At 43.8% G+C, this 15,340-nt stretch carries 12 protein-coding genes; 7 read left to right on the top strand and 5 right to left on the bottom strand.

The window, feature by feature from the left end; genetic code table 11:
* Window positions 1-76: 76 nt before the first annotated feature.
* Window positions 77-658: a TfoX/Sxy family DNA transformation protein gene (locus AB4209_RS08080; RefSeq protein ID WP_017060401.1), complete on the bottom strand. Its 582-nt coding sequence runs from the start codon at window positions 656-658 to the stop codon at window positions 77-79.
* Window positions 659-1,015: 357 nt separating this feature from the next.
* Here AB4209_RS08080 and AB4209_RS08075 point away from each other — a divergent pair, with 357 nt between their 5' ends.
* From AB4209_RS08075 to AB4209_RS08055, 5 genes are all read left to right on the top strand, one after another.
* Window positions 1,016-1,936 (top strand): HDOD domain-containing protein, encoded by a 921-nt coding sequence (locus tag AB4209_RS08075; protein WP_017066065.1) that lies wholly within the window; start codon window positions 1,016-1,018, stop codon window positions 1,934-1,936.
* Window positions 1,937-1,990: 54 nt separating this feature from the next.
* Window positions 1,991-2,896 carry a lysine exporter LysO family protein gene (locus AB4209_RS08070; protein ID WP_017071961.1) on the top strand — a complete coding sequence of 302 codons (906 nt, stop codon included), beginning with the start codon at window positions 1,991-1,993 and terminating at the stop codon, window positions 2,894-2,896.
* 174 nt (window positions 2,897-3,070) lie between these two features.
* Entirely contained in the window at window positions 3,071-3,598 is a 528-nt protein-coding gene (locus AB4209_RS08065; protein ID WP_017066066.1) for a hypothetical protein, read from the top strand.
* A gap of 118 nt (window positions 3,599-3,716) precedes the next feature.
* Complete coding sequence (panP, locus tag AB4209_RS08060; RefSeq protein ID WP_017060397.1) at window positions 3,717-5,360, top strand: pyridoxal-dependent aspartate 1-decarboxylase PanP; 1,644 nt, start codon at window positions 3,717-3,719, stop codon at window positions 5,358-5,360.
* Window positions 5,361-5,718: 358 nt separating this feature from the next.
* A complete protein-coding gene (locus AB4209_RS08055) occupies window positions 5,719-6,573 on the top strand; it encodes a MurR/RpiR family transcriptional regulator (RefSeq protein ID WP_004734686.1) in 855 nt (284 codons plus the stop codon).
* Window positions 6,574-6,697: 124 nt separating this feature from the next.
* Here the strand turns inward: AB4209_RS08055 and AB4209_RS08050 are convergent, their stop codons facing one another.
* A complete protein-coding gene (locus AB4209_RS08050; RefSeq protein ID WP_017060396.1) occupies window positions 6,698-7,990 on the bottom strand; it encodes an iron-containing alcohol dehydrogenase in 1,293 nt (430 codons plus the stop codon).
* A 406-nt stretch (window positions 7,991-8,396) separates the two neighbouring features.
* Between AB4209_RS08050 and AB4209_RS08045 the strand changes: the two genes are divergently transcribed.
* Both AB4209_RS08045 and AB4209_RS08040 read left to right on the top strand, forming a co-directional pair.
* On the top strand, window positions 8,397-8,660 hold the full coding sequence (locus tag AB4209_RS08045; protein ID WP_009847069.1) for a GrxA family glutaredoxin: 264 nt from the start codon (window positions 8,397-8,399) through the stop codon (window positions 8,658-8,660).
* Window positions 8,661-8,909: 249 nt separating this feature from the next.
* The gene (locus tag AB4209_RS08040; protein ID WP_017060395.1) at window positions 8,910-10,592 is read left to right on the top strand and encodes an aspartate:alanine antiporter; all 1,683 of its coding nucleotides are present in this window, start codon (window positions 8,910-8,912) and stop codon (window positions 10,590-10,592) included.
* Between the two features lie 306 nt (window positions 10,593-10,898).
* On the opposite strand, the gene fabV is transcribed toward AB4209_RS08040, so the two are convergent.
* The 3 genes from fabV to AB4209_RS08025 form a co-directional block, all read right to left on the bottom strand.
* Window positions 10,899-12,101 carry an enoyl-ACP reductase FabV gene (gene fabV / locus AB4209_RS08035; protein ID WP_372055482.1) on the bottom strand — a complete coding sequence of 401 codons (1,203 nt, stop codon included), beginning with the start codon at window positions 12,099-12,101 and terminating at the stop codon, window positions 10,899-10,901.
* 209 nt (window positions 12,102-12,310) lie between these two features.
* Window positions 12,311-14,593 carry an acyl-CoA dehydrogenase gene (locus tag AB4209_RS08030; RefSeq protein WP_372055480.1) on the bottom strand — a complete coding sequence of 761 codons (2,283 nt, stop codon included), beginning with the start codon at window positions 14,591-14,593 and terminating at the stop codon, window positions 12,311-12,313.
* A gap of 55 nt (window positions 14,594-14,648) precedes the next feature.
* Entirely contained in the window at window positions 14,649-15,278 is a 630-nt protein-coding gene (locus AB4209_RS08025) for a TetR/AcrR family transcriptional regulator (protein WP_017065403.1), read from the bottom strand.
* Window positions 15,279-15,340: the final 62 nt, after the last annotated feature.

Raw genomic sequence — 15,340 nt, 5'->3', positions numbered from 1 at the left:
TTAACTGATCGGCATTAGAGGACATTCCTCGGTTTTTTTTATTGACAGTAATCTTAAGCATATAAGGCAAACTTCTTTAGTGGCAGCTCTTCAGTAATTGCTGCTTGCGTGGCTCTTGTAATAGTTTCCAGTGAATACCATCAATTGCACCCGCAAATTTCCAAAGTAGTTTTAGGTCAACATCGTTTCCGTACGCTTCGCGAACCTTATTAAACACTTCAGGTGCGCCCAACTGCATAAACATTGAAACATCATCCACACCCGCCTTTTTAACCATGCGCTCTAACGTAAGCTGCATGTTTGGTAGATCTCTTAATCTACGGCTAGCTGATGACTTCTTGAAGCTACGCTGCTGAATTGAATTATCGATTGAAGTACGAATAATACTATCCAATTCAGGATGTTCACAGGTAAACAGATCCGTAATGTCGTAATAGTTTACGGTTGCTGTTGTCTGCTTCTTTACATGACGATACTTTTCACAATCAAGATCGGTCAGTTTTTTATCTAATGATTTTCCACCTCTAATGAATAAACAACCTTCACTCAATAAAGCGAACATAGCGTCATTTTGAAAGAGGCCAATACCTCCGAACATAGAACGTTTTTGATGCTCACCAAATTGATTCACGTAATTAATAAATGCTGTCTCGGTCATATCCGTTGATCCTTAATCAAATTACCCCGATTAGGTTGATCACCAGACAAGCAGCTTGTTATGCGAAAATTTTAAATCTATTTTGTTATTCTATAGGTGAATATTATGGTTTCGTTTTTCACCTTTAAATAAATCATACTTCGAAAAGAAAAATAAGTCTGGACTTAGTTCACATCAATCAATTGAGTATTCCGGTTTTTCATGATTGACTTCACAGTAAACTATCAAACCATGCTTGAATTTGGACACCTAGTGATACACCGGTTCAAATTATTAAAGGTTATGTAGACGGGTGAGTATTGCCTCGCAGCATCGTGGCTTGTAAAATGGCAGGACAGACCTGTTTTTACTTTTTATATGAATCATTTATCGTTTTTCTGGCTACCTCAAAATAAGACTCTTCTCTTAAAGGGTCTAGAATCAGAGTTTGCCCAACTTGTTGGACATTCTATCTCAGCGGGAAAAATAACACTTCCTCCTATCCCTAACGTTGTACTGAAGATTCAATCGCTTTGTACCCTTGAATCAACTGGGATTGCTGACGTTGCCGAGTGCTTACTCGAGGACCCAGGCCTCGCTGCTATTGTCATTCGTGTGGCTAACTCTGTCGTCTTTAACCGACGTAATATTACTTGTGTTGATATTATGACGGCGGTGTCGCGCCTTGGCATATTAAGAGTACGTGACATCGTGACGGCTCAGGCTATTGAGCAACTCAAACACTCAGTCAACCTCAGTAAAGAATGTAATAAGGTATTGGTTCAGAGCGCTTCTGTATCAAAAGAGCTGGGCGCTACTATGGTGCTTGTTACCAACAGCTTCAAAGAGCTCTCCCCTACTGAATACCGTTACCTTGAGCATGAAAAATCGCTGCTTGTTGGATTACTGGCTGATATTGGTTTGTTCTGTTTGGTTAGCGAATACCACCTCTACCTCGAAAATGGCAATTACCTAGATCACGACATCGCTCTACAAATCTTCCAAGGCCAATGTTCTGCTACCAGTAAATTGGTGCTTAACCGTTGGGGCTTCGACAGCGACTTTATTGATGTGTGCAGCAATACCATCAATAACCACGAACAGCGTGAAGTCTCTTACTTAGATATCGCTCGAATCGCTAACCACCTGCTGATGTTCAGAAACAAGGATGAGAACATCGATGATCACGAAGTTGAACTTAACGTGACAGGTGCAGAGGTGCTTTATAAATTAAGCAACTTGAGCAAGCATGATTTTAATGCAAAGCTAAGCGACGTGATCAATACTAGCGGCTTCTAAGTCACTGTTAAATTACAAGTAAGTGTAATATGAAGTAAATGCAATGGGGAAAGCATGTTTACAGGGATGATCTTTATATTTGCGCCACTCGTCGTGGGGTATCTTTTTGCAATTTCGAACGCTCAGACATTAGAATTTATCAACCGCTCAACATCGCGGTTGATCTACGTGATTCTGGCGTTAATGGGACTAAGCTTAGCCGCCCTCGATAACCTAGGTAGTAACCTGCAGACAATCCTTCTATATACCGTCACTTTCTTTGTCTGCTTAAGCGTATGTAACCTAATGGCACTGCCCGCTATTGATAAGTTATTGCCACTCAAAACCGACAGTAGCAAGAAGAAGCTTCCCCTCTCTTCTATGGCGATGGAATCTGCAAAACTCATCTTAGTGGTAGGTTCAGGGCTAATCGCTGGCTTAGTGCTGCCTATTGGCCTTGATTGGGTTGATACCGCAAGCGAATGGATTCTGTTTGTTCTTCTATTCTTTATCGGCATTCAGCTGCGTAATAGCGGACTCACACTTCGTCAGATCTTACTCAACAAGCACGGTATGGTTATCGCAATCACCATTATCATCACCTCAATGTTAGGTGGTGTAATCGCGGCTTACATCCTAGATATCCCTCTGTTCAAAGCCTTGGCAATGTCTTCTGGATTTGGTTGGTACTCTCTGGCTGGTATCTTAATGGGTGACGCCTTTGGTCCTGTCTATGGTGGCGCTTCTTTCATGCTTGAGCTGTTAAGAGAGTTAGTTGCCTTGGTACTGATTCCAGTGCTAATTCGCAGCTACCCATGCACTTCCATTGGTTATGCTGGTGCGACTGCGATGGACTTCACCTTACCGGTCATTCAAACAACAGGCGGCGTTAGATGTGTGCCTATCGCTATCGTCAGTGGCTTTATCCTCAGCTTGCTTGTTCCGATATTGATGTTGTTCTTTGTATCTCTTGCTAACTAGATCGCAGGAATAGCGTTTGTTTTAGATTAAAATGCAACTCGAATACCAATGCCCAAGACACCGATACAGTTACCGAAATAAAAAGACACTAAGTGTCATTGCTCAACAAATAACGATCACGGTAACCTGTAACGACAAAGTTATAAAAAGAATAAACTTACAAAAGGAACCACTATGAAACGCCTTTGCGTCGCATTACTGCTAGCTTCAACTTCTACTTTCTCTTTTGCAGCAGATTCAATGTCTGAGACAAACCAGTGCCAAGCAAAAAAATATGATGCGTACATCGACGCTTCTTTGAATTGGTATGCCGACCTTGCTGCATTAACCTCTGAGCAATATCCAGAGCTAACAGAAGTGAGTGAGTGGTTCCTAGAAGGTCGTAAGCACCACTTTGAGCTGAATCGTGCTGCGGTTCACTACTACTTAGTAAACGACTCAAGCAAAGTGGCAACAGAGCAACCTGTAGAAGGTTGGTTGCAACTTGAGCAACACGACATTAAAACGCTATCAACACGTGATGATGAGCTTGGTAAAATCGCGAAAACAACATTCGATGACCGCCAATCAACGCCTCACGCTCAAAACTACGAACTACGTTCTGCCTTTGCAGAGCTGCTTAGTCACCCTAAGCAAATCGACTCAGCGCTGCAGCGTTACAACCAGTCGATCAGTAAACTTGAAGCGATTAAGTGTAAATAACCCCGCATTTAATATGCTTTTTTGAGAAGTTGGATTTCATAATTAAGACGGGACATTGTTCCCGTTTTCGTTTAGATTGTCCCGCTCGCGTCAATATTAGAAAAATAACTCGCTTGCTATGGTTACGGAACAAAAAACAGCAGATGTTAGCTTCGACAGTCTTCTACGTATCTTCACGGTACCTGAAGGCCCAGATTCAACACTCACTCAAATTGAAGACAAACTTTCACGAAACCTGAATCAATTCTTACGTGAACATATTGTGGCTGAAGAAAAGCCGCTGCGTGAAATTGAGAAAGATTTTTCAAATGCTCATATCCCAGAGCAGCCTGAGTTTGTTTCTGAACATACTGAGCATCTCCTCGATTCTCTTGTGTCTCATTCGGTTCACACGTCTTCGCCAAGTTTTATTGGCCACATGACCTCTGCGTTGCCGTACTTCCTGATGCCGCTTTCAAAAATCATGATTGCGTTGAATCAGAATCTAGTAAAAATCGAGACCTCAAAAGCGTTCACTCCCCTAGAACGTCAAGTTCTGGGCATGTTACATCGCCTGATTTATCAAGATAGTGACCAGTTTTATTCTCGTTGGATGCACAGCGCAAACCACTCTTTAGGTGCGTTTTGTTCTGGCGGTACCATCGCGAACATTACAGCGCTCTGGGTTGCACGTAACAACGCACTAAAAGCGCAAGGTTCGTTCAAAGGTGTAGAAAAAGAAGGCCTGTTTAAAGCCATGAAGCACTACGACTACGAAGGCCTTGCCATCTTAGTCTCTGAACGTGGCCACTACTCTCTGAAAAAAGCCGCGGATGTCCTTGGTATTGGTCAAGAAGGTCTAGTGTCTGTTAAAACAGATAACGACAACCGTATTTGTACTGATGATTTAAGACTCAAGATCGAGCAGCTCAAGCAGAACAAGATCAAACCTTTCGCCGTCATTGGTGTGGCTGGTACAACCGAAACCGGTAATATCGACCCGCTAAGAGACATTGCTGAGGTGTGTGCCGAATCCGATTGTCATTTCCACGTTGATGCAGCTTGGGGCGGTGCGACTCTGATGTCTAACAATCATCGTCACCTACTTGATGGTATTGAACTGGCGGATTCAGTCACGATTGATGCGCATAAACAGCTTTATATCCCTATGGGTGCGGGTATGGTTCTGTTTAAGAAGCCAGATGCGATGACTGCGATTGAACATCATGCTCAATACATTCTTCGTAAAGGCTCAAAAGATTTAGGCAGCCATACGTTAGAAGGTTCTCGTTCAGGTATGGCAATGCTGGTTTACGCCGCAATGCACATCATTAGCCGCCCAGGTTATGAACTGCTGATCGACCAAAGCATCAACAAAGCGCGCTACTTTGCCGACCTAATTAAAGATCAGAGCGACTTCGAGCTGGTTTCAGAACCTGAGCTTTGCCTACTGACTTATCGCTATGTCCCTGAGTCAGTCAAAGCGGCACTGCTTAAAGCTGAGCCTGAACATCGTGTCGAACTGAATGAGTTGCTCAATGAGCTGACTAAGTTTATTCAGAAGAAGCAGCGTGAAACAGGTAAGTCTTTCGTGTCACGTACACGCTTAAACCCTGAAGCATGGGTACATCAGCCAATCATCGTTTTCCGCGTGGTATTAGCAAACCCACTAACAGGCAATGACATTCTTTCGTCAGTGCTTGAAGAACAGCGTGAGATCTCTAAACTAGCACCAAACTTGATGGGCAAAATCAACAAACTGGTTACGCAAATCAACGCATAGTCATTCAATTTTAGTTGCATCAAATTGAAAATTTCTTTCTTTTTGATGTAACTAAGCTGTCAGTTCATACCCATTTTGCATTCTTTTTGCTCAAACTCTCTTCCAATTCTGTAGTTTTCTAAAATTTTGTTGAGGTTTGTCATATTCTTAAGCATTCATGCCCTGTTTTTGTATTAGTAAATAGTATGTTGGGTTTATACTGACTCTATGGTGCTAGTTAGCTTGATATCTATTTGACGCAGCAGTATTTACGAAACCGAATATACATCGGCTTTGTGTTTACTGATATTTGCTTCAGCCATACCCCCTGGTAAAAGATATTAACTAGCAAGTTGTTCTCTATACCCTTGTGAACACTATGAATACATTAGAAAAAATACAAAAAAACCTGGAAAATTTCAGCAAGTCTGAGCGCAAGGTAGCCGAAGTAATTATGGCTTCCCCTCAAACTGCAATTCATTCTAGCATTGCTACCTTAGCTAAAATGGCTGACGTGAGTGAGCCTACAGTTAACCGCTTCTGTCGTCGATTAGACACAAAGGGCTTCCCTGACTTCAAACTTCACCTAGCTCAAAGCTTGGCAAACGGTACACCTTACGTGAACCGTAATGTTGAAGAAGATGATGGTCCAGATGCTTATACGCATAAGATTTTCGAATCAACTATGGCTTGTCTAGACGTTGCTAAAAACAGTCTAGACGCGATGCAAGTAAACCGTGCTGTTGACTTGCTGACTCAAGCAAAACGCATTTCGTTCTTCGGACTGGGTGCCTCTTCTGCTGTCGCCAAAGATGCTCAAAACAAGTTTATTCGTTTTAATATCCCAATCACATGTTTCGAAGACATCGTGATGCAACGAATGAGCTGCATTAACTGCAGTGATAACGACGTTATTGTTCTTATCTCTCATACTGGCCGCACTAAAAGCCAAGTTGAGATTGCAAACTTAGCGCGTGAAAACGGTGCGACAGTTATTGCTATCACAGCAAAAGATTCTCCACTGGATAAAGCGAGCTCGTTGTCTATTTCTCTGGATGTTCCAGAAGACACTGACGTTTACATGCCAATGGCAAGTCGCGTTGTTCAGATGACGGTTATCGATGTGCTAGCGACAGGCTTTACGCTACGTCGTGGTTCTGGTTTCAGAGAGAACCTAAAGCGCGTCAAAGAGTCACTTCGTGATTCACGTTACGAGAAGTACTCTCAGTTCTAATCTGCTTAGTCATGAACTGAAAACAGATGACCAGAGAACAAGTTGAATTAAAAAAACGGAGCCTAGAGCTCCGTTTTTATTTGTCTGTATAAAATGACTTATACAACGAACAAGTTTAAGACCGTTAGATAGTCCAACTATTGCCCTTCTCAACCACGCTGTTTTCGGACGCATAAGAATTGATAATGGTAAAGCTCGACTCGACAGCTGGCTCTTGCCCAATTTGATTCATTGAAGCTCCCTCATGATGCCCTTCTCTACAACTGCACTTCTCGCATACTTGCTTCAAAATATGCACGAGCCTCTCTTGGTTAAGCGGCAAAGGGTTTCCTTTAATCGCCACTGATTTGAGCGCGTCGGCAGACACCTCATCAAACTGGGCTTCACAGACACCAAATTCCAACAAGTTGGGTAACTTAAGCGTATCAAGCACTTCCGATAACCAAGAAATTGCCTCCTCTTCTATTGCTTCTACGTTACCTGTTACTATCTGAGCGATTCGCTGATAACGCGCTAGGATGTCGCTTCTTTGCTGCTCTTTTGCAACGGCTATGTTCTCCAACATCACAAACGGCGCTAAACGCGCGGTAATCACACTATGAGGCGCAGAAATCTTACCTCCTAGTGCGGAGGCTAAACCATGGGCTGCGCCAAGCTTGGCATTAGTTATCGCCATACCACCGAGCATAGAAGCGAAAGCAAGATCAGAACGCGCTTGAGGCTCATCATAAACACACGCTTTAACCACAGAACCACTCAACTTACGCAGCCCTTCTTCACAAATCATATCGGTTAACGGATTCGGTTCACCACACACGTAGGCTTCCATTAGATGAGTAAAGGCATCCATCGCACCTCGCCCAGATAGATATAGATTGGTTCCATGAGTTAGGGTTGGGTCGACAATCGCAACGTCGGCCAGCATGTCTGGGCTTCTCAGGCTGATTTTTACTTGGTCTTGGCCTGATTTCAGCACCGCGTTTTTAGTGACCTCGGCGCCGGTACTCGCTGTGGTTGGAATTGCGATAAACGGAAGTGGTTTGGTTTTAAGAGGAACATTACGCCCGACCACTTCAACATAGTCATATAAATTGCCTTGATTAGGTAAAACCGCAGCCAACGCTTTGCCCATATCGATGGCGCTACCGCCCCCCATGGCGACAACCATATCTGGCTTAAATCGACGAGCAGAAATAGCCGCCTCTTCAACCATTTTGATATTAGGTTCACCGGAAACGGCAATGTGCTGATAACGCATACTCTGCGCATCAAGATAGTCAGTAACAATTGAAGTGCGCTCTAATGTATTGCCTGTAACCAATAGCACGCTGTAGCCATATTGATTAAAGAGAGACAATGAAGCGGAAAGTGCTCCATCACCAAAGATGATCTTTGTAGATGTCATAAATTGAAACATGGTGCCTCCTGCGCCTATGACCGAACAAAACTGCGAACTCTTGGTTATTGGAATTTAGCCTTTATATAGTGCATCAGTATTAAGATGCCTCGTTCTGTATGCGCTTTTTTTGACGAGGTGCAACTTGTCGCATTAAAGATGGATTAATGTCGTATTCTTAGGGGTAATTCACACTCTTAAATTAAGGGTAATCAATCTGAATACCCATCAGAAATCAGCATGGATCCTTTTTGTGACCATTATTTGCTCTGATAGACAAAACCTATTGTATTAAGAGGTAATTCCATCTTTATTTCCCCATGGCATTGAGGCATAGTTGGTTTTATGAAATTTTGAGTGGCATTCACTAAAGAATAGTTAACATAATCGAGTTAACGAGCCTCATCCCGTATTTAGGAGAAATTAAATGTTTGTAGTTATTTTTGGTCGCCCTGCTTGCCCATTCTGTGTTCGTGCAAAAGAGCATGCTGAAACTCTTAAAGCTAAACGCGATGACTTCAACTACCGTTACGTTGACATCCACGCTGAAGGTATCAGCAAAGCTGATCTAGAGAAGACTGTTGGTAAACCTGTCGATACAGTTCCACAAATCTTCATCGACCAAGACCACATCGGCGGCTGCACAGAATTTGAAGCATACGCAAAAGAAAACCTAGGTCTTTTCGACTAAGCTAGGATTTCTCAAACGAGAATCAGGGCTAAAGCCTTAAACAGCTGACCCATTTAGGCGTTAGACTGTACGATTTATAGAAAGCCCGCTCACTGTAGCGGGCTTTTTTATGACCAGTTTTCATACGGAATAAGAATAAGGTCAAAATCAAGTAAATTAACAAAATATTGCTTATAATTTATTTATATTTAGATACAATTCACCTCTCAAACTTACCCTGTGTTCCACGCCAATTATTGAGCGACCACCGTGAATATCGACGTTGTTTTTCTGTTAGAACAAAACCCCATTCTCCTCATCTTTGTTGTTTTATCGATTGGATTAGCCATTGGTAAAATTCGTTTCGGTAGCCTCCAACTTGGTAATTCAATCGGTGTTTTGATTACTTCCCTTATCATGGGACATCTTGGCTTTTCTTTTAACGCAGATGCGCTCACCATTGGTTTCATGCTGTTCATCTACTGTGTTGGCATTGAAGCTGGACCAAACTTCTTCGGTATCTTCTTCAGAGACGGTAAGCACTACCTCATTCTGAGCCTTGTGGTACTTTCTACCGCAATTGCCCTAACCTATTTCAGTAGTCATTACCTTGGCCTAGGCTTTGGTTTATCTGCAGGCATGATGGCAGGTGCCTTAACAGCAACGCCGATATTGGTAGGTGCTCAAGATGCTCTGAATTCTGGGCTTGCAGAATTACCAAGAAACATGGACTTGAGCCTGATTATCGAAAACCTTTCAGTCGGTTACGCGATGGCTTACTTGGTTGGCTTAATCAGTATGATTATGTTTGCTCGCTTGATTCCAAAACTTCAAAAAGTGAACCTACACGACTCGGCAGAGCAAATCGCCCAAGAACGTGGTTTAGGCGCTTCAGGTCAGCGTAAGGTTTACTTGCCCATTATTCGTGCTTATCGAGTGGGACCAGAGCTCATCTCTTGGACTGACGGTAAGAATCTGCGTGAACTGGGCATCTATCGCCAAACAGGCTGTTACATCGAGCGTATTCGACGTAATGGTATTCTTGCCCATCCAGATGGTGATGCAATTCTGCAAGAAGGCGATGAGATCGCATTGGTTGGTTTCCCAGATAGCCACGCTCGTCTAGACCCAAGCTTCCGTAACGGTAAAGAAGTTTTCGACCGTAACCTTCTCGATCTGCGTATCGTGGAAGAAGAGATCGTCGTTAAGAGTGACAGTATCGCAGGTAAGCGCCTATCAGACTTAAACCTGTCTGAATACGGCTGTTTCCTTAACCGCGTAGTACGTGCTCAGATTGAAATGCCGATGGACTTAAACATCGTGCTTTCTAAAGGTGACGTCCTACAGGTGAGTGGTGAAAAGAGTCGAGTGCACGGCCTAGCTGAGAAAATTGGTTTCATCTCAATCCACAGCCAAATGGCGGATTTGATGGCCTTCTGTAGCTTCTTCATTTTGGGTATTTTGTTTGGTTTGATCACCATGACATTCGGTCAGGTATCGTTTGGGCTAGGTAACGCGGTTGGCCTGCTTCTATCGGGCATCATGCTTGGTTTCCTACGAGCGAACCACCCTACTTTCGGTTATGTGCCTCAAGGTGCTCTGAACATGGTCAAAGACCTCGGTTTGATGTTCTTTATGGTCGGTATCGGCTTGAGCGCCGGTGGTAAGATATTTGAGCACTTAACCCAAGTTGGCCCACAGGTAATAGGTATTGCCCTAGTAGTGAGTGTGCTGCCAGTATTCTTCGCTTACTTGGTTGGCGCTTACGTATTGAAGATGAACCGAGCTTTGTTGTTCGGTGCAATCATTGGCGCGCGAACTTGCGCTCCAGCGATGGACATCGTAAATGACCACGCTCGCTCAACGATTCCGGCTCTGGGTTATGCGGGTACTTATGCGATAGCCAATATATTGATGACCTTAGCAGGTACTTTCATCATCATAATTAGCTAGCATCTGCTGCATTAAAAGCAGCCAAGCTTAGATATTTCGAATGCACTAATTCACTTTGGGTTAGTGCATTTTTTATAACCTGTTTTAAGCGGTTCAAGCCTTCTTCCCCACTCCTGCTCTTAACTCTCTTCATCCCTTATTTCTACTCTTGTCCCCCTTCGAATCGCGGTAGCCGTATCCGCTCTTAAATCTCTTCGCATCCCGCCACTCGAATCCCATATCTGCTCTTAATCTCTTGAACCAAATAGCAGACAAAAAAATAGGCGCTCAATGAGCGCCTATTTCGTTTAGATTCGATAACTTGAATTAGATGTCAGCTACATCAAATTCAACAGCTGGGTTAACGTCAGCTTCGTAATCAACACCTTCAACACCGAAACCAAATAGCTTCAAGAACTCTTCTTTGTACTCTACGTAGTCAGTCAGTTCTTTTAGGTTCTCAGTTGTGATTTGAGGCCATAGGTTACGACAGTGATCTTGAATGTCTTCGCGAAGCTCAAGGTCATCTAGACGTAGACGGTTCACTTCATCCACTACTGGCGCGCTGCCGTCTTCTTTGTATAGACGTTGGCTGAACATACGGAAGATCTGTTCCATACAACCTTCGTGAATACCTTCTTCACGCATCTTCTTGAACACCATAGCGATGTAAAGAGGCATTACAGGGATTGCAGAACTTGCTTGAGTCACTACAGACTTAAGAACAGCAACGTTTGCAGTACCGCCAGTTTGGCCTAGCTTCTCGTTCAGCGCTGTCGCTGCACGGTCTAGATCCATCTTAGCTTTACCTAGTGCGCCATCCCAGTAGATTGGCCACGTTAGTTCAGTACCGATGTAGCTGTAAGCAACCGTCTTACAACCGTCCGCTAGAACACCAGCTTCAGAAAGAGCATTGATCCAAAGTTCCCAATCTTCACCGCCCATTACAGTAACAGTGTCTTTGATCTCTTCTTCAGTTGCAGGCTCTACGCTTGCTTCGATGATTGTGTCTTTGTTCGTATCAACCGCAGTTGACGTGTACGTTTCACCGATAGGCTTTAGAGATGAACGAATTACTTCGCCAGTCTCTGGCATTTTACGCACTGGAGACGCCAGTGAGTATACAACCATATCGATTTGGCCTAGATCTTCTTTGATCAGGTCAATTGTTTTCTGTTTCGCCTCGTTAGAGAAAGCATCGCCGTTCAGGCTTTTTGAATATAGGCCTTCTTCTTTAGCAAACTTGTCGAACGCTGCTGAGTTGTAGAAACCAGCTGTGCCAGGCTTTTTCTCAGTACCGGCTTTCTCAAAGAAAACACCGATAGTTGAAGCGCCGCCACCAAATGCAGCCGCAATACGTGAAGACAAGCCGTAGCCACTTGAAGAGCCAACAACTAGTACACGTTTAGGTGCGTTTGCGATTGGGCCTTGAACTTTTGTGTAAGCAATTTGTTCTTTTACATTAGCTTCACAACCGACTGGATGTGTTGTAGTACAGATGAATCCGCGAATTCGAGGTTTGATGATCATATTCAACTTCCTTAAAAAATCAGGTTAAGGATAAAAGTTTCGTACGCAAATGGCATCTAATTTCTGTAAAAATGTGGTGAAAATGCAAGTGGTTGGAGCACTCAGCTGATATTTGCTGACTAAGTCACCATTTGTTAACGCCTCTATTGCAACTTCTACGACAAAAACAAAAAAGGCACCTAATTAGGTGCCTTTTGTCGTTTCTTTATCTAAGCAACGCTATTTAGCTTAGGTTTTAACTCTTTTCGCGTCAAAGTTTCACTGTAATCATGACTGAAGTGGTCAACTTGAATCGCTGCGTAGCGAAGTTTGTCTGCTGCAATGATTTGGTCAACTTCGTCTTGAGTAAGAACATCTGCCGCCAGTGCTTGAGCAAGTTTATCTTGCAATAGACCTTTACGAGCCACTTTGCCCTCTTTCACTGCTTTGAAGATCTTACGTTCGAGAGGCTTGATGCTGTACATCGCATTGAACGCATTCTCCATTAGGCCAACACTATCCTCTTCTTCTTTGCCTATGTAGCAAAGGTGAGTTAGACGTTCACGGTGTGCACCCGGAGTCATCAAGCTTTCTGCCAGTTGTACCGTTAGATTATCACTTGGTTTTTCAAAGTGGTTACCGACAGGGAAAACTAGACCTTTAAGTACTTTACCTACCATCTTGTTCGGGAAGTTTCTGTACGCTTCTTGTAGCGATTTAGCCGCGTTATGGAAACAGTGTTGAACCGCGTAGTGTACGTAGTCTAGGTCAGCTTGTTGACGACCTTCATCTTCATACTTCTTAAGCGCTGCAGACGCCATGTATAGGTAACTTAGACCATCACCTAGACGTGCAGAGATAAGCTCTTTACGTTTCAGTTCGCCACCTAGTGTAAGCATTGCGAAATCCGCACTCACTGCAAGCGCACGGCTCAAGCGAGTTAAGTCTTGGTAGTAAGGCTTCGTTGGACCGCTCATATCCGCTTTAATGAACTTAGAGCCTGTCAATGCCGCACCGAACGCACCAAACGTGTTCTTAGTTGCGTGAGAGATATGCTTGAACAACAAGTTATCGAAATCCTTCGCACCTTGCTTCTCATCTGGGTTTGCTGCCGCTTCCATTTCGCTTAGCACGTATGGGTGACAACGTGTCGCACCTTGACCGAAGATCATCAGGTTGCGAGTTAAGATGTTCGCACCTTCTACTGTGATAGCAACTGGAATACCTAGGTAAGGCGCAGCTAAGTAGTTCATTGGACCATCTTGAATTGCACGACCAGAGTGGATATCCATTGAATCATTCAGGATAGTACGCGCCATTTCTGTCATGTGATATTTCGCGATAGCCGTAACGATACCCGGCTTCTCTTTCATATCGAGTGAAGTAGTTGTTAGTGTACGAGTCGCTTCTAGTAGATACGTTAAGCCACCAATACGACCTAAACTCTCTGCAACTCCTTCAAACTTACCAATCGACATACCGAACTGCTTACGAACATAAGCGTATGCGCCGGTCGTTTTCGCCGTTAGGTGGCCCATCGCCGTGCCAAGTGCGGGTAATGAGATACCACGACCTGCAGACAGACATTCCACCAGCATACGCCAGCCTTTACCTGCGTAATCGGCACCACCGATTAACCATTCCATAGGAATAAATACATCGTGACCGCGTGTTGGACCATTCATAAACGCAAGACCAAGTGGGTCATGACGCTCACCAATCACAACACCTTCGTGGTCAGCCGGGATTAGCGCACAAGTGATGCCAATGTCTTCTTTGTCACCCAGTAGCTTTTCTGGATCGTGCAGTTTGAAAGCCAGACCAAGTACCGTCGCCACTGGTGCTAGTGTAATGTAGCGTTTGTTCCAGCTAAGCTTGATACCTAGCGTCTCTTTACCTTCGTGCATGCCCATGCACACAGTTCCGACATCAGGGATACCACCCGCATCAGAACCCGCTTCTGGGCCTGTTAGTGCGAAACATGGGATATCTGTACCGTCAGCAAGACGAGGTAGCCAGTAGTCTTTTTGGTCTTGAGTGCCGTAGTGAGACAGCAGCTCACCAGGACCAAGAGAGTTTGGAACCATTACTGAAACCGCAGTACTGATACTGCGAGTCGCAATCTTAGTTACGATAGTTGAGTTAGCGTGTGCTGAGAATTCACGACCGCCATACTCTTTCGCAATAATTAGCGAAAAGAAACGCTCTTTGCGTAAGAAGTTCCACACCTCTTCAGGAAGGTCTCGATCTTCTTTTACAATTTGGTGGTCATCAAGCATAGCGAGCAAGGTTTCAAGCTCATTATCCATGAACGATTGCTCTTCTGCTGTCAGCTGAGGTTTTGGGTATTGATGCAGCTTAGTGAAATCTGGTTTACCAGAAAACAGCTCTCCGTCCCACCACACGCTACCCGCTTCCATCGCTTCTTTCTCGGTGCTAGATAGTGGTGGTAGTACTTTTTTAAAGAGTTTAAAAGCTGGGTCACTTACCCATTTTTGTCTTAGAGAGCTCATAGTTCAGATCCTTTTGTTCACTATATTGGTTGTGAATGTTTCGCTTTTTATTGTTTTATTCTTCTGCTGACATGCCTGCGGCTAAATATGGAATAAGAATATCGACCACTGCCTTAGCATCTATCTTTCTGTCATAGTCATTCTCTGCAATTTCTACCAGAGCCTGACTTGATGCCATGGTGAATACACAAGTCCCTAGGGTGAAGTGTAATCGCCAAAATAACTGTTCTTGAGTGAGGTTCGGATTCGCCTTCATTACAGATGTCGTAAACAAAGAAAGTACTTCGCTGTAGCGAGTCGTAATGAACCAACGCAAGTGTCCTTGCACATCCGTATAGCCTCTGCCGATAAGTAACATGAATCGGCTTGTACCATTTGGCCTAACATCATTAAGTGCTCTTAGTGGCTGTCTCAACGACTCAAACACGTCACTCATAGAATACGTTTCGTTCAAGTTTAAGTTCACTAATGCATCTTGCAGTGCTGGCATAAATGCTTCTAAGTAACGATTGAGTACCGCACGAACCAGAGTCTTCTTATCGCCAAAGTGATAGTTCACTGAAGCTAAGTTGACATTCGCTTTACTCGTAATCGTACGTAAAGAGGTGTCATTAAAACCGTGCTCAGCAAATAAGCCTTCAGCCACATCTAAGATTTTGTCTTTGGTTGTACTTCTTGGTGCCATTTCAATCACTCGTATTAAACAACTGTTTGAAATATACGCTTAGTACATTTATTTAACAAGCA

This window comes from Vibrio sp. 10N.286.48.C11 (genome assembly GCF_041469805.1).
In the GTDB taxonomy this organism is placed as follows: domain Bacteria; phylum Pseudomonadota; class Gammaproteobacteria; order Enterobacterales; family Vibrionaceae; genus Vibrio; species Vibrio crassostreae_C.
Note: the sequence above shows the minus strand (reverse complement) of the source record. Positions and strands in the feature narration are given on the sequence as shown.

What these genes read in the sequence shown, in the direction of transcription:
- AB4209_RS08080 (WP_017060401.1), bottom strand. Translation starts at nt 658, where the DNA reads ATGACCGAGACAGCATTTATTAATTACGTGAATCAATTTGGTGAGCAT.
- AB4209_RS08075 (WP_017066065.1), top strand. Translation starts at nt 1,016, where the DNA reads ATGAATCATTTATCGTTTTTCTGGCTACCTCAAAATAAGACTCTTCTC.
- AB4209_RS08070 (WP_017071961.1), top strand. Translation starts at nt 1,991, where the DNA reads ATGTTTACAGGGATGATCTTTATATTTGCGCCACTCGTCGTGGGGTAT.
- AB4209_RS08065 (WP_017066066.1), top strand. Translation starts at nt 3,071, where the DNA reads ATGAAACGCCTTTGCGTCGCATTACTGCTAGCTTCAACTTCTACTTTC.
- panP (WP_017060397.1), top strand. Translation starts at nt 3,717, where the DNA reads ATGGTTACGGAACAAAAAACAGCAGATGTTAGCTTCGACAGTCTTCTA.
- AB4209_RS08055 (WP_004734686.1), top strand. Translation starts at nt 5,719, where the DNA reads ATGAATACATTAGAAAAAATACAAAAAAACCTGGAAAATTTCAGCAAG.
- AB4209_RS08050 (WP_017060396.1), bottom strand. Translation starts at nt 7,990, where the DNA reads ATGTTTCAATTTATGACATCTACAAAGATCATCTTTGGTGATGGAGCA.
- AB4209_RS08045 (WP_009847069.1), top strand. Translation starts at nt 8,397, where the DNA reads ATGTTTGTAGTTATTTTTGGTCGCCCTGCTTGCCCATTCTGTGTTCGT.
- fabV (WP_372055482.1), bottom strand. Translation starts at nt 12,101, where the DNA reads ATGATCATCAAACCTCGAATTCGCGGATTCATCTGTACTACAACACAT.
- AB4209_RS08030 (WP_372055480.1), bottom strand. Translation starts at nt 14,593, where the DNA reads ATGAGCTCTCTAAGACAAAAATGGGTAAGTGACCCAGCTTTTAAACTC.
- AB4209_RS08025 (WP_017065403.1), bottom strand. Translation starts at nt 15,278, where the DNA reads ATGGCACCAAGAAGTACAACCAAAGACAAAATCTTAGATGTGGCTGAA.